The sequence below is a fragment of the Pseudomonas sp. C6002 genome, assembly GCF_013385805.1.
Classification (GTDB): Bacteria; Pseudomonadota; Gammaproteobacteria; order Pseudomonadales; family Pseudomonadaceae; genus Aquipseudomonas.
Window position 1 is genome coordinate 292,024 of the sequence record NZ_JACAPH010000030.1, and the last position, 18,903, is coordinate 310,926.

Annotated in this window: 18 protein-coding genes and 1 pseudogene; 8 read left to right on the top strand and 11 right to left on the bottom strand. The window is 61.3% G+C overall.

Translation table 11 applies throughout. The features are described from left to right. Positions 1-2 precede the first annotated feature (2 nt). Complete coding sequence (gene gmk, locus HX817_RS21010; RefSeq protein WP_003213284.1) at positions 3-623, bottom strand: guanylate kinase; 621 nt, start codon at positions 621-623, stop codon at positions 3-5. 11 nt (positions 624-634) lie between these two features. Beyond that, on the bottom strand, positions 635-1,498 hold the full coding sequence (locus HX817_RS21015) for a YicC/YloC family endoribonuclease (protein WP_102604063.1): 864 nt from the start codon (positions 1,496-1,498) through the stop codon (positions 635-637). Between the two features lie 217 nt (positions 1,499-1,715). On the opposite strand from HX817_RS21015, the gene rph reads away from it, so the two are divergent. Further along, positions 1,716-2,438: a ribonuclease PH gene (gene rph, locus HX817_RS21020; RefSeq protein ID WP_003213280.1), complete on the top strand. Its 723-nt coding sequence runs from the start codon at positions 1,716-1,718 to the stop codon at positions 2,436-2,438. A 22-nt stretch (positions 2,439-2,460) separates the two neighbouring features. Further along, entirely contained in the window at positions 2,461-2,829 is a 369-nt protein-coding gene (locus tag HX817_RS21025; protein WP_003213278.1) for a DUF4870 domain-containing protein, read from the top strand. Between the two features lie 59 nt (positions 2,830-2,888). Here HX817_RS21025 and HX817_RS21030 read toward each other — a convergent pair whose 3' ends face one another. After that, entirely contained in the window at positions 2,889-3,668 is a 780-nt protein-coding gene (locus HX817_RS21030; protein ID WP_003176915.1) for an exodeoxyribonuclease III, read from the bottom strand. A gap of 82 nt (positions 3,669-3,750) precedes the next feature. Between HX817_RS21030 and pyrE the strand changes: the two genes are divergently transcribed. Next, entirely contained in the window at positions 3,751-4,395 is a 645-nt protein-coding gene (pyrE, locus tag HX817_RS21035) for an orotate phosphoribosyltransferase (RefSeq protein ID WP_003213276.1), read from the top strand. Positions 4,396-4,563: 168 nt separating this feature from the next. Here pyrE and argB read toward each other — a convergent pair whose 3' ends face one another. The 4 genes and pseudogenes from argB to coaBC all read right to left on the bottom strand — a co-directional run bounded on the left by argB (position 4,564) and on the right by coaBC (position 8,832). Next, the gene (argB, locus tag HX817_RS21040; protein WP_003213275.1) at positions 4,564-5,469 is read right to left on the bottom strand and encodes an acetylglutamate kinase; all 906 of its coding nucleotides are present in this window, start codon (positions 5,467-5,469) and stop codon (positions 4,564-4,566) included. 19 nt (positions 5,470-5,488) lie between these two features. Next, a pseudogene (locus HX817_RS21045) lies at positions 5,489-6,910 on the bottom strand (phosphomannomutase/phosphoglucomutase); the annotation flags it as partial. A gap of 252 nt (positions 6,911-7,162) precedes the next feature. Next, positions 7,163-7,618: a dUTP diphosphatase gene (gene dut / locus HX817_RS21050; RefSeq protein WP_003213270.1), complete on the bottom strand. Its 456-nt coding sequence runs from the start codon at positions 7,616-7,618 to the stop codon at positions 7,163-7,165. Positions 7,619-7,623: 5 nt separating this feature from the next. Then, entirely contained in the window at positions 7,624-8,832 is a 1,209-nt protein-coding gene (gene coaBC, locus HX817_RS21055) for a bifunctional phosphopantothenoylcysteine decarboxylase/phosphopantothenate--cysteine ligase CoaBC (RefSeq protein WP_008439425.1), read from the bottom strand. Between the two features lie 130 nt (positions 8,833-8,962). Here coaBC and radC point away from each other — a divergent pair, with 130 nt between their 5' ends. Next, positions 8,963-9,637: a DNA repair protein RadC gene (radC, locus tag HX817_RS21060; protein WP_087693709.1), complete on the top strand. Its 675-nt coding sequence runs from the start codon at positions 8,963-8,965 to the stop codon at positions 9,635-9,637. A 28-nt stretch (positions 9,638-9,665) separates the two neighbouring features. Here radC and HX817_RS21065 read toward each other — a convergent pair whose 3' ends face one another. Then, positions 9,666-11,258 carry an ABC transporter substrate-binding protein gene (locus HX817_RS21065; RefSeq protein WP_003213265.1) on the bottom strand — a complete coding sequence of 531 codons (1,593 nt, stop codon included), beginning with the start codon at positions 11,256-11,258 and terminating at the stop codon, positions 9,666-9,668. Positions 11,259-11,716: 458 nt separating this feature from the next. On the opposite strand from HX817_RS21065, the gene rpmB reads away from it, so the two are divergent. Continuing rightward, positions 11,717-11,950: a 50S ribosomal protein L28 gene (gene rpmB / locus HX817_RS21070; RefSeq protein WP_003213263.1), complete on the top strand. Its 234-nt coding sequence runs from the start codon at positions 11,717-11,719 to the stop codon at positions 11,948-11,950. Positions 11,951-11,961: 11 nt separating this feature from the next. Further along, a complete protein-coding gene (rpmG, locus tag HX817_RS21075; protein ID WP_003176906.1) occupies positions 11,962-12,117 on the top strand; it encodes a 50S ribosomal protein L33 in 156 nt (51 codons plus the stop codon). 70 nt (positions 12,118-12,187) lie between these two features. Here the strand turns inward: rpmG and HX817_RS21080 are convergent, their stop codons facing one another. After that, the gene (locus HX817_RS21080; protein ID WP_003213261.1) at positions 12,188-12,550 is read right to left on the bottom strand and encodes a cupin domain-containing protein; all 363 of its coding nucleotides are present in this window, start codon (positions 12,548-12,550) and stop codon (positions 12,188-12,190) included. A 230-nt stretch (positions 12,551-12,780) separates the two neighbouring features. Here HX817_RS21080 and HX817_RS21085 point away from each other — a divergent pair, with 230 nt between their 5' ends. Then, entirely contained in the window at positions 12,781-14,274 is a 1,494-nt protein-coding gene (locus HX817_RS21085; protein ID WP_003213259.1) for an aldehyde dehydrogenase, read from the top strand. A 156-nt stretch (positions 14,275-14,430) separates the two neighbouring features. After that, positions 14,431-15,573, top strand: coding sequence for an MFS transporter (locus HX817_RS21090; RefSeq protein ID WP_102370161.1), 1,143 nt, complete (start codon positions 14,431-14,433; stop codon positions 15,571-15,573). A gap of 124 nt (positions 15,574-15,697) precedes the next feature. On the opposite strand, the gene HX817_RS21095 is transcribed toward HX817_RS21090, so the two are convergent. Both HX817_RS21095 and HX817_RS21100 read right to left on the bottom strand, forming a co-directional pair. Beyond that, a complete protein-coding gene (locus HX817_RS21095; RefSeq protein ID WP_003208738.1) occupies positions 15,698-17,260 on the bottom strand; it encodes a phospholipase D family protein in 1,563 nt (520 codons plus the stop codon). A 62-nt stretch (positions 17,261-17,322) separates the two neighbouring features. Further along, positions 17,323-18,747: a PLP-dependent aminotransferase family protein gene (locus HX817_RS21100; protein ID WP_008439421.1), complete on the bottom strand. Its 1,425-nt coding sequence runs from the start codon at positions 18,745-18,747 to the stop codon at positions 17,323-17,325. Positions 18,748-18,903 lie beyond the last annotated feature (156 nt).

Here is an 18,903-nt window from a genome sequence, read left to right on the forward strand (position 1 = left end):
AATCAGCCGAGCAGTTCGGCCAATAATTTGCCGAAACGCTGCTGCTGACGCTTTTGCTGGAGCTGATTGGCGCGGAAAATCGCTTTCAGATCGTCCAGCGCGTGAGCGAAATCGTCGTTGATGATCAGGTAGTCGTAGTCGACGTAGTGGCTCATTTCACTGACGGCTTCACGCATGCGACCTTCGATGATCTCGTCGCTGTCCTGGCCACGATTGGTCAGGCGCTGGTGCAACGCTTCCAGCGAAGGCGGCAGGATGAAGATCGAGCGAGCTTTGGGCATCAGCTGGCGCACTTGCTCGGCGCCCTGCCAGTCGATTTCCAGGATCAGGTCGTGGCCTTCGTCCAGGGTCTGCTGCAGGTGGCTTTGGGAGGTGCCGTAGAGGTTGCCGAAGACCTCGGCGCGCTCCAGGAAATCACCGTGCTCGATCATCTTGACGAACTCGGTGCGCTCGACGAAGTGGTAGTGCACGCCGTTCACTTCACCCGGGCGCATGGCGCGGGTGGTGTGGGATACCGAGATGCGGATCTGCTCGTCAGCGTCGGTCAGGGCCTTGACCAAGCTGCTTTTGCCCGCGCCCGATGGGGCGGAAATGATGTACAGGGTGCCGGTGCTGTGGGTCATGTCAGGGTGCCTTACTCGATATTCTGTACTTGTTCGCGCATTTGCTCGATCAACACTTTGAGGTTGACCGCCGCCTGGGTACTGCGCGGATCAAAGGCTTTGGAGCCCAGTGTATTGGCTTCGCGGTTGAGTTCCTGCATCAGGAAGTCCAGGCGCCGACCGGCGGCACCGGCAGACTTGAGCACGCGGCGTACTTCCAGGATGTGGGTGCTCAGGCGGTCGAGTTCTTCGGCCACGTCGCTTTTTTGCGCCAGCAGGACCATCTCTTGCTCCAGGCGCACCGGATCCAGTTCGGCCTGCATGTCGGCGAAGCGGTCCAGGACCTTCTGGCGCTGGGTGGCAAGCATCTGCGGCACCAGTTCGCGCAGGGTCACCACGTCTTCTTCAATGGAGGTCAGGCGGTCGCTGATCAGGCGGGCCAGTTCGGCCCCTTCACGCTCGCGGCCGGCCTTGAGTTCTTTCAAGCCTTGGTTGAACAGGGTCAGCGCCTCGGCGTTCAACGCCTGTGGGTCAGTGGCATCGGCCACCAGCACGCCGGGCCAGGCCAGGACTTCCAGCGGGTTGATGGCGGCAGGCTGCTTGATCAGGCCGGCGATGGTTTCGGCGGCGGCGACCAATTGCGCGGCGCGCTCGCGATCCACCTGCAACGGCTTGCCGGTGGTTTCCTCGGTAAAGCGCAGGGTGCATTCCAGCTTGCCGCGGGAGATGCCCTGGCGCAGTGCCTCACGAACCGCGCCTTCGAGGTCGCGAAACGATTCCGGCAGGCGCAGGTGCGGCTCCAGGTAGCGGCTGTTGACCGAGCGCAATTCCCAGCTCAGGGTGCCTTGGACGCCGGCTTTTTCGACGCGGGCGAAGGCGGTCATGCTGTGCACCATGGAGGTACCTCGCGATGCAGTCCCGCAAACAGGCGGGCTGATGGGTAGATTGAAGCCGACAGGCTGCGAAGGCGCAGGATTGTAGCTCAAGGGGACGGGTGGCCCCAAACAGTGGCTTCGGTGCCCGGGTTTGTAACAGGATTTTTTAGCCGTGCCGATCAGGGCTGGTGGCTCTATAATGCTCGGCAGTTTTTCGTCCTCCGTACAGGTATCCCCTATGAAACGTCCAAGTGGTCGCGCTGCCGATCAGCTCCGCTCGATCCGCATCACCCGCAACTACACCAAACACGCCGAGGGATCTGTACTGGTCGAGTTTGGCGATACCAAGGTTATCTGCACCGTCAGCGTCGAAAATGGCGTGCCGCGTTTCCTCAAGGGCCAGGGCCAGGGTTGGTTGACCGCCGAATACGGCATGCTGCCGCGCGCCACCGGCGAGCGTAACCAGCGTGAAGCCAGCCGTGGCAAGCAAGGCGGCCGCACCCTGGAAATCCAGCGCCTGATCGGTCGCTCCCTGCGTGCAGCCCTGGACATGTCCAAGCTGGGCGACGTGACCCTGTACGTCGACTGCGACGTGATCCAGGCCGACGGTGGTACCCGTACTGCCTCCATCACCGGCGCCATGGTTGCCCTGGTCGACGCGCTCAAAGTCATCAAGAAACGTGGCGGCCTGAAAGGCGGCGATCCGCTCAAGCAGATGATCGCGGCTGTATCGGTCGGCATGTATCAGGGCGAGCCGGTGCTGGATCTGGACTATCTTGAAGATTCGGCTGCCGAGACCGACCTGAACGTGGTGATGACCAGCACCGGTGGTTTCATCGAAGTGCAGGGCACCGCCGAAGGCGCGCCATTCCAGCCGGCGGACCTGAATGCCATGCTGGCCCTGGCCCAGAAGGGCATGACCGAAATCTTCGAACTGCAGAACGCCGCATTGGCCGACTGATTCAATCCCAAGGAGCTACGCCATGAGTGACAGCCAACTTCCACTGCCGACACCGTCCAAGGAAGTTCGCCAGTGGGCGATGCTCTGTCATTTTGCGGCGTTCTTCGGGCTGATGTTCCCGTTCGGCAGCCTGCTGGGGCCCTTGATTCTCTGGCAGGTGAAGAAGGATGCAGACCCGTTCATTGATGACCAGGGCAAGGAAGCGCTGAATTTCCAGATCACCGTGGGCATTGCCTGGGCGGTCTGCTTCCTGCTGGGTTTTATCGTGATCGGCTTCGTGTTGATGACCGTGCTGGTGATCGGCGCGGTGGTGATGACGATCATTGCGGGCATCAAGGCCAACAAGGGCGTGGCTTATCGTTATCCGTGGACATTGCGGTTGATCAAATAACCACCGCCCACAAAAAAAACCGACAGCGATGTCGGTTTTTTTGTGCCTGGAAAAAGACCTTAGATGGTCAAGGTCCAGTCGTAGTCCACGATCAGCGGCGCGTGCTGCGAGAAGCGCGGCTGGCGTGGCAGACGTGCGCTGCGCACGAAGCGACGCAAGCCTGGCGTCAGCAGCTGGTAGTCAAAACGCCAGCCGAGGTTGAGCATCTCGGCCTGTTCGTTATCCGGCCACCAGCTGTACTGGTCGCCTTCGCGGCTGACTTCCCGCAGGGCATCGACATAGCCCATATTGCCGACAATCTCGTCCATCCAGGCCCGTTCCGGCGCCAGGAAGCCCGGTGATTGCTGGCTGTCGCGCCAGTTCTTGATATCCAGCTTCTGTTGCGCCACGTACAGCGAGCCACAGTAAATGTACTCGCGACGTTTGCGCCGCTGTTTATCCAGATAACGGGCGAAGTCGTCCATTAGCTTGAACTTCTGGTTCAAGTCTTCATCGCCATTCTGCCCTGATGGAAGCAGCAAGGTCGCAATGCTGACCTTATCGAAATCGGCTTGCAGGTAGCGCCCGTAGCGGTCGGCTGTCTCGAAGCCGAGGCCGCTGATGACCGCCTTGGGTTGCAACCGCGAATACAAAGCCACGCCGCCTTGGGCGGGAACTTCGGCATCACAGGCATAAAGGAAGTAGCCATCCAGTTGGAAGGCTGGGTCGTCCAGTTCAAAGGCGGAGGCGCGGGTGTCCTGCAGGCAGATGACGTCGGCATTCTGGGCTTGCAGCCAACTGAGCAAACCACGCTCGACTGCAGCCTGAATACCATTGACGTTCACACTGATGATCCGCATAAATGGCCCCAAAAATCGCGTGCGTGTATGATACACGCCGTCTACCTAATTAGCTAAATCCGTGGTATCTGAGGCTTTTTTCATGCAGGCGTATCAACGCGATTTTATTCGTTTTGCCATCGATCGCGGCGTATTGCGCTTCGGTGAGTTCACTTTGAAGTCCGGGCGCACCAGCCCTTACTTCTTCAATGCCGGCCTTTTCAACTCGGGTTCTGCCCTGGCGCAGCTGGGTCGTTTCTATGCGGCCGCCATCGTTGAAAGCGGCATTTCCTTCGACGTGCTGTTCGGCCCTGCCTACAAAGGCATCCCCCTGGCGGCCGCGACCGCCGTGGCGTTGGCTGAACATCACGAGCTGGATCTGCCTTGGTGCTTCAACCGCAAGGAAGCCAAGGCCCACGGCGAAGGCGGCAGCCTGGTGGGTGCGCCGCTCAAGGGCGACGTGCTGATCATCGACGACGTGATCACTGCCGGTACGGCGATTCGCGAAGTGATGCAGATCATCGCTTCCCAGGACGGCGCCAAGGCGGCCGGCGTGTTGATCGCGCTGAACCGCCAGGAGCGCGGCAACGGTGAATTGTCGGCGATCCAGGAAGTGGAACGTGATTTCGCGATTCCGGTGGTGAGCATCGTGTCCCTGAACCAGGTGTTGCAGTTCCTGGAAGATGACCCGCAGCTCAAGCAGCATTTGCCGGCGGTCAAGGCTTATCGCGAGCAGTTCGGCGTTTAGAAGATCCATGTGGGAGCGGGCTTGCTCGCGAATACGGCTTGTCAGTTGATATATGTGTCGACTGACCCGCCGCTTTCGCGAGCAAGCCCGCTCCCACATTTTTAGACCGAGTACATAGAAAAGGCCCCGTTCAATCGAATTGAACGGGGCCTTTTTGTTTACCAGCGCTTAGGGGCGCTTGCGGTTGCTGATCAGGGTACCGACACCGGTATCGGTGAAGATTTCCAGCAGGATCGCATTCGGCACCCGGCCATCCAGGATCAACGAGCTGCCAACGCCGCCTTGCACCGCTTCCAGCGCGCAGCGGATCTTCGGCAGCATGCCGCCGTAGATGGTGCCGTCGGCGATCAGGTCGTCCACTTGCTGGGTCGTCAGGCCGGTCAAGACCTTGCCTTCCTTGTCCATCAAGCCGGCGATGTTGGTGAGCAGCATCAGCTTCTCGGCCTTCAGCGCCTCGGCCACCTTGCCGGCCACGAGGTCGGCGTTGATGTTGTAGGACTCACCGTTGGCACCGACACCGATCGGCGCGATCACCGGAATGAAATCGCCTTTCACCAGCAGGTTCAGCAGGTCGGTGTTGATGCCGATCACTTCGCCCACCTGGCCGATGTCGATGATTTCCGGCTGGGTCATCTCCGGGGTCTTGCGGGTCACGGTGAGCTTCTTCGCCCGGATCAGTTCGGCGTCCTTGCCGGTCAGGCCGATGGCGCTGCCGCCATGGCGGTTGATCAGGTTGACGATGTCTTTGTTCACCTGGCCGCCCAGTACCATCTCCACCACGTCCATGGTCTGGGCGTCGGTTACACGCATGCCGTCGATGAAGTGACTCTCGATGGACAGGCGCTTGAGCAGGTCACCGATTTGCGGGCCGCCACCGTGTACCACCACCGGGTTGATCCCGACGGCTTTCATCAACACGATGTCGCGGGCAAAGCCGGTTTTCAGCTCGTCGCTTTCCATGGCATTGCCGCCGTACTTGATCACCAGCGTCTTGCCGACGTAGCGTCGAATGTAAGGCAACGCTTCGGAAAGGACCTTGGCGGTATTGGCGGCGGCTTCGCGTTCGAGGGTCATTCAGGGCTCCGGTAAAAAATCAGAACGGTAATTGGAGATCAGGGGCAACACGTTTCAACTGGGCGTGGAACACGTCCTTGATGCGCTGCAACTCAGCCTCGGTATCCGCCTCGAAACGCAGCACCAGCACCGGTGTGGTGTTGGATGCGCGAACCAGGCCCCAGCCTTTGGCGTAATCGACTCGCACACCATCAATGCTGGTCAGGTCGGCGCCTTCGCCCCATTGCGCATCGTGCAGTGCGTCAATGATGCTGAATTTGCTCTCCTCGGTCACATGGATATTGATCTCTGGCGTAGAAATATCATTCGGGAAGGTCTGGAACAGCTCCTGCGCGGTCGATTTTTCCTTGCTGAGGATCTCCAGCAGACGAGCGGCGCTGTAAATGCCGTCGTCAAAGCCGAACCAGCGCTCCTTGAAGAACACATGGCCGCTCATTTCGCCGGCCAATAGCGCGCCGGTTTCTTTCATTTTCTTTTTGATCAACGAGTGGCCAGTCTTCCACATTAGCGGGCGACCGCCATATTCCTTGATCAGCGGTGTGAGGCGGCGGGTGCACTTCACGTCGAAGATAATTTCGGCACCTGGGTTGCGCGCAACCACGTCGCGGGCAAACAGCATCAGCAGGCGGTCCGCAAACACGTTTTCGCCGGTGTCCGTCACCACGCCAACGCGGTCGCCGTCACCGTCGAAGGCCAGGCCGACGTCAGCCCCTGTCTCCTTGACCTTGGCGATCAGGTCCACCAAGTTCTCGGGCTTGCCTGGATCCGGGTGATGGTTCGGGAAGTTGCCGTCTACGTCACAGAACAGTGGGATCACTTCGCAGTTCAGGGCTTCGAGCAGTTGCGGGGCGATCACGCCGGCCGCGCCATTGCCGCAGTCCACCACCACTTTGAGGCGGCGCGCGAGTTTGACGTCGCCGGTGATTTGGTCAGAGTAGCGCTGCAGGATGTCGACTTTGGTGACGCTGCCTTCGCCGCTTGTCAGGTCGTTGGTCTTCAGGCGGGTGTGCAGGGCCTGGATCTGTTCGTTGGCGAGGGTATCGCCAGCGATGACGATCTTGAAGCCGTTGTAGTCCGACGGGTTATGGCTGCCGGTGAGCATCACGCCCGACTTGCCGGCCAGTACGTTGGCTGCGTAGTACAGCGCAGGCGTCGGCACCAGGCCCACGTCGCTGACGTGGCAGCCGCTGTCGGCCAGGCCCTGGATCAGTTGCTCGACGAGTTCGGGGCCGGACAGGCGGCCATCACGGCCTACGGAAACGTTGGGCTCGCCCTGTGCCAGGCTCTGGGAGCCAATGGCGCGGCCGATCCAGTAGGCGGTCTCGGCGGTCAGGGTCTTGGGGATCACGCCACGAATGTCATAGGCGCGGAAAATGCTGTCGGGAAATGTCGGGGCGACTCGGGCTGGGTTGCTCATTGCGGGGGGGAACTCCATCGATAAGGGGCTGGGCTGGCCTCAAGGGTGCTGACCGGCAGGCTCAAACTGAAGGGTAAGACGGCGTTTTTGGCATAGAGTTCGTGGTGCAAAAGTGCCATCGGCGCCGAAGCTCCGCCCTTTTGCCCCCTTAATGCCCTGATTTCACTGGGGAAACCTTGCTGGTAAGTTCCGCGCATTCTTCATCCTGAAAGGCCATGCGTTGGCATCAGGCCGGGTGAGGCACCCGGCTTGTTCGGCTAAGTCAATTCAGCTTAGTCAGTGGCTGCCGGAATGCCCGAAGCCACCTGCGCCGCGTTGTGTTTCGTCGAACTCTTCGACCAGCTCGAAGTGCGCCTGCACCACCGGTACCAGCACGAGTTGGGCAATGCGCTCGCCGACGGCGATATTGAACGCGGTCTGGCCACGGTTCCAGCAGGACACCATCAACTCGCCCTGGTAGTCCGAGTCGATCAGCCCCACCAGGTTGCCGAGGACGATGCCGTGTTTGTGGCCCAGGCCGGAGCGCGGCAGGATCAGCGCCGCCAGGCCCGGGTCGCCCACGTAGATCGACAGGCCTGTCGGAATCAGAATGGTCTGGCCTGGTTCAAGCACGGTGTCCTGCTTGAGCATGGCGCGCAGGTCGAGGCCGGCGGAGCCTGGTGTGGCGTAGGCCGGCAGCGGGAATTCGTTGCCGATGCGGGGGTCGAGGATCTTGGCTTGCAAAGCGTGCATGGAAATTAAACCTGGTTCAGCCGTTGGGCGATAAAAGAGATCAGTTGGCGGGCAATCTTGCCCTTGCTGGTCTGGGCGAAAACGGTAGCGTGCAACTCGCGGTCGATCACGCTGATGGCATTTTCCTCGCTGTTGAAGCCGATGCTCGGGTTGGCGACATCGTTGGCGACAATCAGGTCGAGGTTTTTGTCTTTCAATTTGCGTGCGGCATAGTCCAGCAAATGCTCGGTTTCGGCAGCAAAACCGACGCTGAACGGGCGGTCCTCACGGGTGGCGATGGTCGCCAGGATGTCCGGGTTACGGACCATTTGCAGGAGCAGGCCGTCGCCGCTTGTAGGGTCTTTCTTGAGTTTCTGCGGCGCAACCACCTCGGGGCGGTAGTCCGCTACCGCAGCCGAAGCGATGAACAGGTCGCAGGGAATCGCCGCTTCACAGGCCGCCAGCATGTCGCGGGCGCTGACTACGTCGATTCGGGTGACGCGATCCGGGGTCGGCAGATGCACCGGGCCGGTGATCAACGTCACACGGGCGCCTGCCTCGACCGCCGCTTCCGCCAGGGCAAAGCCCATTTTTCCTGAGCTATGGTTGGTGATGTAGCGCACCGGGTCGATGTTTTCCTGGGTCGGGCCGGCGGTGATCAGCACGTGCTTGCCGGTCAGGGCCAGGTGCTGGAAGCAGTCGGCGGCGCAGTGGGCCAGGTCGGTGGCTTCGAGCATGCGGCCCATGCCCACGTCGCCGCAGGCCTGGCTGCCGGAGGCCGGGCCGAAAACCTTGAGGCCGCGGCTTTGCAGGAGTTGGGTGTTGGCCTGGGTGGCCGGGTCGCGCCACATGGCCTGGTTCATGGCCGGGGCGATCGCGACGGTGGCGTCGGTGGCCAGTACCAGGGTGGTCAGCAGGTCGTCGGCAATGCCTTGGGCCAGGCGGGCGATCAGGTCGGCGGTGGCCGGGGCGATCAGCACCAGGTCGGCCCACTTGGCCAGCTCGATGTGGCCCATGGCGGCTTCGGCCGCAGGGTCCAGCAGGTCGAGGTGAACCGGGTGGCCGGACAAGGCCTGCATGGTCAACGGGGTGATGAATTCACTGCCGCCACGGGTCATGACCACGCGCACTTCGGCGCCTTGGTCGAGAAGCCTGCGAACCAGCTCTGCGCTCTTGTAGGCGGCAATGCCGCCGCCGACGCCGAGAACGATGCGTTTCCGATACAGACGCTGCATTGGCTTGCCTTTCCAGTTCAGTGATGGCGTTGCGATGCCCCCTCCCCAGGTGAAATCGCACGCAAAAAGATGGCCTAAGATACCACAGCGTCCGCCATGCAACAGCGGCGCACATGCACACGGAGGTGCCATGAGTATTCGCGATTGGCCTGCGGCAGAGCGTCCGCGGGAGAAGCTGTTGGAGCTGGGAGCGGAGAACCTTTCCGACGCGGAATTGCTGGCGATTTTCCTGCGCACCGGGGTGTCAGGCAAAAGTGCCGTGGACCTGGCGCGCCATCTGCTGGCGCAATTTGGCAGCCTTCGGGCGCTGATGGAGGCGAGGCAGCCGGTGTTCAGCCAGCATTTGGGGTTGGGGCCGGCGAAGTTCGCCCAGCTTCAAGCCGTACTGGAGATGGCGCGCCGTCATTTGGCTGAACGCCTGCGCAACGATTCGGTGCTGGAAAGCCCGGAGGCCGTGCGCGACTACCTCAAGGCACTGCTGCGCCACGAGCCTCACGAGATATTCGGCTGCCTGTTTCTCGACGCCAAGCATCGAGTGCTGGGCTTCGAAAAGCTGTTTCAAGGCACCATCGACAACGCCATCGTCTACCCGCGACAAGTGGTGAAGCGCGCGCTGGACTACAACGCCGCGGCGCTGATCCTGTGCCACAACCATCCTTCCGGCAGCCCCGAGCCCAGCATCGCTGATCGAAAATTGACCAAGGTGCTGCAAAAGGCGCTGGAGATGGTGGACGTGCGTGTGCTGGACCACATCATTGTGGGGGAGGGTGACCCGCTGTCGATGGCGGAATTTGGGTGGATGTAGGGGCTGGCATGCCAGCCCCTGGCAGGGGTCAGGGCTTGACGCTGACCTTGGAGTAATCCTGGCGCCCGAACGGGCTCACCTGATACCCCTCGACATTCTTGCGGGTCAGCGCAAACGCGGTCGGGTGCGCCAGTGGCAGCCAGAGCGCCTGTTGCTGGATCTGCGCCTGGGCCTGCTGGTACAGCTTGCTGCGCACGCCTTGTTCGCTGGTGGTCTTGCCGGCGCTGATCAGCTTGTCCAGCGCCGGGTCGCAGTAGCGGGCAAAGTTGGTGCCGGACTTCACGGCTGCGCAGGAGAACTGCGGCGTCAGGAAGTTATCCGGGTCGCCGTTGTCACCGGCCCAGCCCATGAACAGCAAGTCGTGCTCGCCGGCCTTGGCGCGGCGGATCAGTTCGCCCCACTCGATCACACGGATTTCAGCCTGGATGCCGACCTTGGCCAGGTCCGCCTGCAGCAGTTGTGCGCCCAGGCTGGGGTTGGGGTTCAGCAGGCTGCCCGACGGCCGGGTCCAGATCGTGGTCTTGAAGCCATCCTTGAGCCCGGCGCGATCCAGCAGTTGCTTGGCCTTGGCAATGTCCTGCGGATAGCCCGGCAGGTCCTTGGCATAGCTCCAGGTATTGGGTGGGTAAGGGCCGTTGGCGGCTTCGGCGGTGCCTTCGAATACGGCCTTCAGATAGCTGGCCTTGTCGAAGGCCAGGTTGATCGCCTGGCGAACTTCCGGCTTGTCCAGTGGCGGATGCTGGCTGTTGATGGCGACAAACGCGGTCATGAAGGCCGCGGTTTTCTCGACCTTCAGGTCGGCGTCTTTCTGGGCGGCATCAATATCCAGGGGCTTGGGCGACAAGGCGATCTGGCACTCGTCGCGACGCAGTCTCTGCAGGCGCACGTTGGCGTCCGGGGTGATCGCAAAGATCAGGTTATCTACCGCAGGCTTGCCGGCGAAGTAATCCGGGTTGGCCTTGTAGCGAATCGTCGCGTCCTTCTGGAAGCGCCCGAAAATGAACGGCCCGGTGCCGATAGGCTGGCTGTTGAGCTTCTCCGGGGTGCCGGCCTTGAGCAGTTTGTCGGCATATTCCGCCGGGTAGATCGAGGCAAAGCCCATGCTCAAGGCGGCGAGGAAGGTCGAATCGGCGTGGTCCAGGGTGAAGCGCACGGTCAGCGGGTCGAGGGCGTCGATCTTCTTGATCAGCGTGGGCAACTGCAGCGACTGGGCGTGGGGGAAGCCGCTCTGGGCGATCTTGTGCCAGGGGTTGGCCGGGTCGAGCATGCGCTCGAAGCTGAAGCGCACGTCTTCGGCGGTCAGGCTGCGGCTTGGCGTGAAGTAGTCGGTACGGTGGAATTTAACGTCCGGGTGCAGCTTGAAGGTGTAGGTGAGGCCGTCCGGCGACACTTCCCAGCTGTCCGCGAGGCTCGGGACCAGCTTGCCGCTGGTGGCGTCGAAGTCCACCAGGCGGTTCATCAATACGTCTGCCGAGGCGTTGGTGGTGGTCAGCGAGTTGTATTGCACCACGTCGAAGCCTTCGGGGCTGGCTTCGGTGCAGACGCTCAGGGTAGTGGCCGCCTGGGCGTGTGCAGCAATAAAAAGAGGGGCTAGCAATAGCGGTAGGGCAGCGAGGCGCATATTCGGTTTCCTTTGCAGATCGAAGGCCCATCTGCGAGTGCAGTCTGGAAAAGTCCTACCGTAGTGGGCTGATTGACAAATGACTAGCCCATTTTTGCCTGTGCTTTTGCCGCAAATACTGTTTTGATGGCGCCTCAGGTCGTTTTGCCGAGCACTTTGCAGTGCGCGCGGGCGCTGTAAATCATTCTGTGCGACGAGCGGTTAGCTTCTATAGCGGCCCACCCTGGCAACGGTTCAGGCGTCCATGGCCTGGATTTACGCGTATAAAAGTACACGGCCTGTTGTTGCACTGGGGTCTTTCTGGTATAAAGCAGCGCTCTTTTCTAGGGGCCCGGTTCCTTCGCTAGTAGGTGTAGCCGGTAAGACCCTAAAGAAACGCGGCGCCTGGCGCCAAATGACTGAGAGATTAAGCGGCCAACCCATGCCGGGTTGGGCATGTGGTTTTAGAGGGCTGAGGCATGTCGAGAGTCTGTCAAGTTACCGGTAAGGGTCCGGTGACTGGGAATAACATTTCCCACGCAAACAACAAAACCCGTCGTCGTTTCCTGCCAAACCTGCAGCATCACCGCTTTTGGGTTGAAGAAGAGAAACGTTTTGTTCGTCTGCGCGTATCTGCCAAAGGCATGCGTGTTATCGACAAGCGCGGCATCACTGTCGTGCTGGCCGAACTGCGCCGCGACGGCAAAATCTAAGGAGCTAAATCATGCGTGAATTGATTCGAATGATCTCTAGCGCCGGTACTGGTCACTTCTACACTACCGACAAGAACAAGCGTACTACCCCGGACAAGCTCGAAAAGAAAATGTTCGACCCGCGCGTTCGCAAGCACGTGATCTACAAAGAAGGCAAAATCAAGTAATTGGTTTTCTTTCTTGTGAAAAAAAGCCCGTATCTCACGATGCGGGCTTTTTTTTGTGCCTGTTAAATGATCAGGCCTTTTCTTCGAACACCACGTAGATCTTGCGGCAGGGTTCCAGCACTTCCCAGGTGCCGCTGAAGCCGGCCGGAATGACGAAGCGATCACCGGCCCGCAAGGTCTTGGCGTTGCCGTCGGCATCGCGCAACACCGAAACACCCTGCACGATCTCGCAATACTCATGCTCGGTGTAGTTGACCTTCCACTGTCCGACTTCACCTTCCCAGACCCCGGCGCTCATCTGGCCGCACGGACTGTTGTAGTGGTTGTAGACGGTTTGCTCCGGGTCGCCCTTGAGGATTTTCTCCGCAGCCGGACGGTAGCGATCAGGCTCGGTCCTGGCCTGGCTGAAGTCGACGATATTCTGGATGTTCATGGGCGTGTCCCGTCTGGCCTGCGGTTGGAGAGCTCAAAGTCTATGTTTATTAAAATGAACATCGCAAGGGCGTTTGCTGCCGTTATGTCAAATATATTGAAACATCCATCGCCGCTGGTTTAGGGTGGCAGCTGCCTTGAGCCGAACAGCTGGCTGGCCGGGCAAGAATTCTTCGAAGGTGCCTGGGTACATCGCCCGGCCCTTGTATTCAATAAGAGGAGGACACTCGCATGACCACCCTGACCCGTGCCGACTGGGAACAACGCGCCAAGGATCTGAAGATCGAAGGCCGCGCCTACATCAATGGCGAATACACCGCCGCCGTTTCCGGCGACACGTTCGAATGCCTGAGCCCAGTCGATGGCCGCCTGCTGGCAACCGTTGCCAGCTGTGACGTCGCCGACGCCCAGCGTGCCGTAGAAAACGCCCGTGCCACGTTCAATTCCGGTGCCTGGTCGCGCCTGGCGCCAGCCAAGCGCAAAGCCACCATGATCCGTTTCGCCGGCCTGCTCAAGGCCAACGCCGAAGAGCTGGCACTGCTTGAAACCCTGGACATGGGCAAGCCGATCAGCGACTCCCTGAACATCGACGTCCCAGGCGCGGCGCAAGCGCTGAGCTGGAGCGGCGAGGCCATCGACAAGATCTACGATGAAGTCGCAGCCACCCCTCACGACCAGCTGGGCCTGGTGACCCGTGAGCCCGTCGGCGTTGTCGCGGCCATCGTGCCGTGGAACTTCCCGCTGATGATGGCCTGCTGGAAACTCGGGCCGGCGTTGTCCACCGGTAACTCGGTGATCCTCAAGCCATCTGAAAAATCACCGCTGACCGCCATCCGCATCGCTGCCCTCGCGGTTGAAGCCGGCATCCCGAAAGGCGTGTTCAATGTGCTGCCGGGTTATGGCCACACCGTGGGCAACGCCCTGGCGCTGCACATGGACGTCGACACCCTGGTGTTCACCGGTTCCACCAAGATCGCCAAGCAACTGCTGATTCGCTCCGGCGAGTCGAACATGAAGCGCGTCTGGCTGGAAGCTGGCGGCAAGAGCCCGAACATCGTGTTTGCCGATGCCCCGGACCTGCAAGCCGCCGCCGAATCCGCGGCTGGCGCCATCGCCTTCAACCAGGGCGAAGTGTGCACCGCCGGTTCGCGCCTGCTGGTGGAGCGTTCGATCAAGGATAAATTCCTGCCGCTGGTGATCGAGGCCCTCAAGGCCTGGAAGCCGGGCAACCCGCTGGACCCGGCCACCACGGTCGGTGCGCTGGTGGACACCCAGCAGATGAACACCGTGCTGTCGTACATCGAAGCCGGGCATGCCGATGGCGCCAAGCTGGTGGCCGGCGGCAAGCGCACGCTGCAGGAAAGCGGTGGCACCTATGTCGAGCCGACGATTTTCGACGGCGTGACCAACGCCATGAAGATCGCCCAGGAAGAAATCTTCGGCCCGGTGCTGTCGGTGATTGCCTTCGACAGCGTGGAAGAAGCCATTGCGATCGCCAACGACACCCAATACGGCCTGGCCGCTGCGGTGTGGACGTCGAATATCTCCAAGGCGCACCTGACTGCCAAGGCCCTGCGTGCCGGCAGCGTATGGGTCAACCAGTACGATGGCGGCGACATGACCGCACCGTTCGGTGGTTTCAAGCAGTCGGGTAACGGCCGCGACAAGTCGCTGCACGCGTTCGACAAGTACACCGAGCTGAAGGCGACCTGGATCAAGTTGTAAGCCTCCAGGAACACCGCTGTAAAAAATGTGGGAGCGGGCTTGCTCGCGAATGAGGTATCACAGTCGCTGATGTATTGACTGGTACACCGCATTCGCGAGCAAGCCCGCTCCCACACTGTTTTGTGTGATCTCCAAATCATCCACAGGAGCGTGGAAATGCGTTGGGCGACCTATTTCGCCGTGTTGGCGTCGGTCTTGAGCGTGGGCCTGGCCTTGGGCGTGAGCATGCCGCTGGTGTCCCTGCGCCTGGAAAGCTGGGGCTATGGCAGCTTCGCCATCGGAGTCATGGCGGCGATGCCGGCCTTCGGTGTGCTACTGGGTGCCAAGGTCTCCAGCGGCCTGGCCTCGCGCCTGGGCACGGCGAACCTGATGCGCCTGTGCCTGTGGGCGGGAGCGATTTCCATCGGCTTGCTGGCGGTATTGCCCAGCTACCCGGTATGGCTGGTGTTGCGGCTGATGATCGGGGTGATCCTGACCATCGTGTTTATCCTCGGCGAAAGCTGGATCAACCAACTGGTGATCGAACGCTGGCGCGGCCGTCTGGTGGCGCTGTATGGCTGCAGCTATGCCTTGAGCCAGCTGTCGGGCCCGTTGCTGCTGGGCGCGCTGGGTACGGACAACGATATTGGCTTCTGGGTGGGTGTCGGCCTGCTGACGTGCTCGCCGATCCTGCTGCTGGGCCGTTCCGGTGCGCCGACTGCCGAGTCTTTCAGCGTGACCTTTGGCGACCTGCTGCGCTTCTGCCAGGGCTTGCCGGCGATTGCCTGGGCGGTGGCGTTGTTCGCCGCATTCGAGGCGATGATTCTTACGTTGTTGCCGGTGTATTGCCTGCAACAGGGTTTCACCGCCGAGATTGCTCTGGCGATGGTCAGCACGGTGGTGGTCGGTGATGCGTTGCTGCAACTGCCGATTGGCGCGCTGGCGGACTACCTGCCTCGGCGCACGCTGTTTCTCGGCTGCGCGCTGATGCTGCTGGTGACGAGCCTGGCGATTCCGCTGTTGCTCGATACGCTGATGATCTGGCCGGTGTGGGTGCTGTTCGGGGCCAGCGCCGGCGGGTTATTCACCCTGTCGCTGATCCTGATTGGCGAGCGCTACCGCGACGACGCACTGGTGCGCGCCAATGCGCATATCGCGCAGCTGTGGGGCATTGGCTGCCTGATCGGCCCGCTGGTGGCCGGTGCCGGCAGCCAGTGGATCAGCGGGCATGCGTTGCCGTTGTTGATGGCGGCGGGGGCGTTGGGGTTGGTGATCCTGTTGCTGCGCCAAGGTGCGTTCGGCGCCGCACAACCCGCCTGAACTTGAAATGCGATCACCTGTGGGAGCCGGGCTTGCCCGCGATGGCGGAGTGTCAGCACCGGATACGTAAACTGACACTCCGCCATCGCAGGCAAGCCAGCTCCCACAGGTCCCGTCGCTGTTCTTAAAGCATGCGTTCCAGCCCGACGGATGTAGCAAACCAGGCATTGAACCGGCGCCACCAACTGCCGGGTTCGCGGGTCAGGGTGTGCAGTTGGCCGTTGTCTTCGGTCACCCATACCACCTGGCCATCCTGCAGCTTCGCCTGATAGCTCAACGGGGGCGCCATGCCCTCCAGTGCCAGGTTGCGCACGTGTTCCGCCAGTTCGGGACTGTCCACCAGCACCCCGACTTCGGTGTTCCACAGCACCGAGCGCGGGTCGAAGTTGAATGAGCCGATGAAGGATTTCTCCCGATCAAAGATGATCGCCTTGCTGTGCAGGCTGGAATCCGAACCGTGGAATGTACCTTTGCGGAACAGATGAGGTCCGCTGCCGCCACCGTCTCCCGGCTGGCGACGCAACTCGTATAGCTTCACCCCGTGTTCCAGCAGCGCCTTGCGATAGGGCGCATAACCGCCGTGCACGGCCGGTACGTCGGTGGCTTCCAGGGAATTGGTCAGCAGGCTTACCGATACGCCGGCGTCCGCGCGACCGGTCAGGTACACCAGCCCGGGCTGCCCGGGCACGAAGTAAGCCGAAATCATCATCAGCTCATGGCTGACACCTTCCAGCTCCGGCGCCAGTTGGGTCGTCAGCAGCAGCCGTGGATCCGGATCGGCCTTGGCCAGCACCTTGCTCGGCGCATCCCACAGCGCCTGGTTCCAGGCCCAGATCAGCTCACGGCGCCAGATGTCCATGCGCGGCTGGGTCTTGTAGGTGCGCAGGCGGTTGTACAGGGCATGGTTTTGTTGGCGAGACTCGGCAAGGGAATCTTCCAGGCGTACGCGGGCGCTGGCCAGGTCGCCTTTGGAGGCGCTGCTGACGAAGTCACCAATGGGTTTGCTCAGGGCACTGTTCCAGTACTGATCGAAACTGTGGCCCAGTTGCTCGGCCACCGGGCCCACGCTGAGCATGTCGATATCGGTGAAGTTGAGGTTGGGCTCGGCGTCGAAATACTCATCCCCCAGGTTGCGCCCGCCGACGATGGCCACGCTGTTGTCTGCCAGCCACAGCTTGTTGTGCATGCGCCGGTGTTGCAGCGACAGGTCGAACAGCCGCGCCATGGCCCGCGTCACGCCGGTGCTGCGGCCCAGGTGCAGCGGGTTGAACAGGCGAATCTGGATCTGCGGGTGGGCGGCGAGGGTGGCGATGATCTGGTCCAGGCCGTCGCTGGTGGTGTCGTCCAGCAGGATGCGCACGCGCACGCCACGGTCGGCGGCCTTGAGCAGTTCATCCACGAGCATGCGGGTGCTGATGCCGTCGTGGACGATGTAGTACTGCAAGTCGAGGCTGGTCTGGGCGTTGCGGATCAGTTCGGCGCGGGCCATGAAGGCTTCGCTGCTGTTGGGCAGCAGGCGGAACCCGGAGCGGCCTTTGTAGGGTGCGGCCTGGGCCTGGATCGAGCGGCCGAAGGAAGATTCGCTGGCCGGCAGCGCCTCGCTGGGTGTGCGTGGCGCGTCGATGGTGGCGCAGCCGCCCAGGGCCAGGATGCCCAGCAGGAAAAACGGTAATAGCCGGTGGGTCATCAATGACATGGGTTCCGAATCAGGGCGATTGTCGGCATATGACGGCTATTTCCCGTAAAAGGTCAGTCCATCGCTTCGGCCAGCAACCGGATGGCGGTCGCGCCGACCTTGCGTACAGCCTCTTCAATCTGCGGCGTTGGTTTGGCAGCGTAGTTCATGCGCAGGCAGTTCCTGTACTTGCCGGAGGCGGAAAAGATACTTCCCACGGCAATCTGTACACCTTCATCCACCAGCAGCCGGTTGAGTTTCAGGGTATCGAAGCCTTCCGGCAGTTCCACCCACAGCATGAAACTGCCCTGGGGGCGGCTGGCGCGGGTGCCTGCCGGGAAATAGCGGCTGACCCAATCGAGCATCAGGTCGCGATTGCGCTGGTATTGCGTGCGCATCCGCCGCAAATGTGGCTCGAAATGCCCACCTTTCAGAAACTCGGCAATCGCGATCTGCGGCTGGGTCGCGGTGGAGCCGGTGCTGATGTATTTCATGTGCAGCACACGCTCCAGATAGCGACCGGGTGCTACCCAGCCAATCCGCAGGCCGGGTGCGAGGGTCTTCGAGAAAGAGCTGCACAGTACGACGCGGCCATCTTCGTCGAAGGACTTGATGGTGCGTGGCCGCGGGTAGCTGTAGGCCAGTTCGCCATACACGTCGTCTTCGATGATCGCCACGTCAAAGCGCTGGGCCAGGGTCAGCAGTGCGCGTTTGCGCGACTCCGGCATGATGTAGCCCAGTGGGTTGTTGCAGTTGGGGGTCAACTGTATGACTTTGATCGGCCATTGTTCCAGTGCCAGTTCCAGCGCTTCCAGGCTGATACCGGTGAGTGGGTCGGTGGGGATTTCCAGGGCTTTCATGCCCAGGCCCTTCAGGGTTTGCATGGCGCCGTGGAAGCTTGGCGAGTCGACGGCAACGATGTCGCCGGGCTCGCAAATGGCGTGGATGCTGGCGGACAGGGCCTCGTGGCAGCCGGTGGTGATCACCAGGTCCTGGGGCGTCAGTTGGCAGCCTGAATCGAGCATCAGGCGGGCAATCTGTTCACGCAGGTCCAGGTTGCCGTGGATAGTGTCGTAATACAGCCCCGGCATGTCCTGGCGCCGACTGATCCGGGCGAGGCTGCGTAGCAGGGGTTTCATGGTCGGCGACAATACATCCGGCATGCCCCGGCCCAACTGTATGGCGTCTTTGCGTGGCACCGCGCGGATCAGCTCCAGCACTTGGTCCCACTGGGAAATTTCCACCGGGCGCTGGGCCGGGCGGCCTACGGCGGGCAATGCCGGCAAGTCGCGGCCCACCGGTACGAAGTAGCCGGATTTGGGTTTGGGCATCGCCAGGCCGTTGTCTTCCAGTACGCGGTAGGCCTGCTGCACGGTGCTCAGGCTGACCCCATGCTCCACACTCAAGGCCCGAACTGACGGCAATCTGTCGCCCGGGCGATAGAAGCCCTGCTCGATGCGCGTGCCCAACAGTTCGGCGAGGTTGACGTATAGGGTCATGGCGGTGCTTCCCGGTTACCAGTACAGATAGGCTGAAAATACAGGATTCAGCGGCCGATAGGCAGTATCTGTATGGATTTAATACAGGGTGGTTGAATCTGTCATGGTTTTACGCGCCGGCTCATCCTACGTACTCATGGCAACACGTTAATGAGG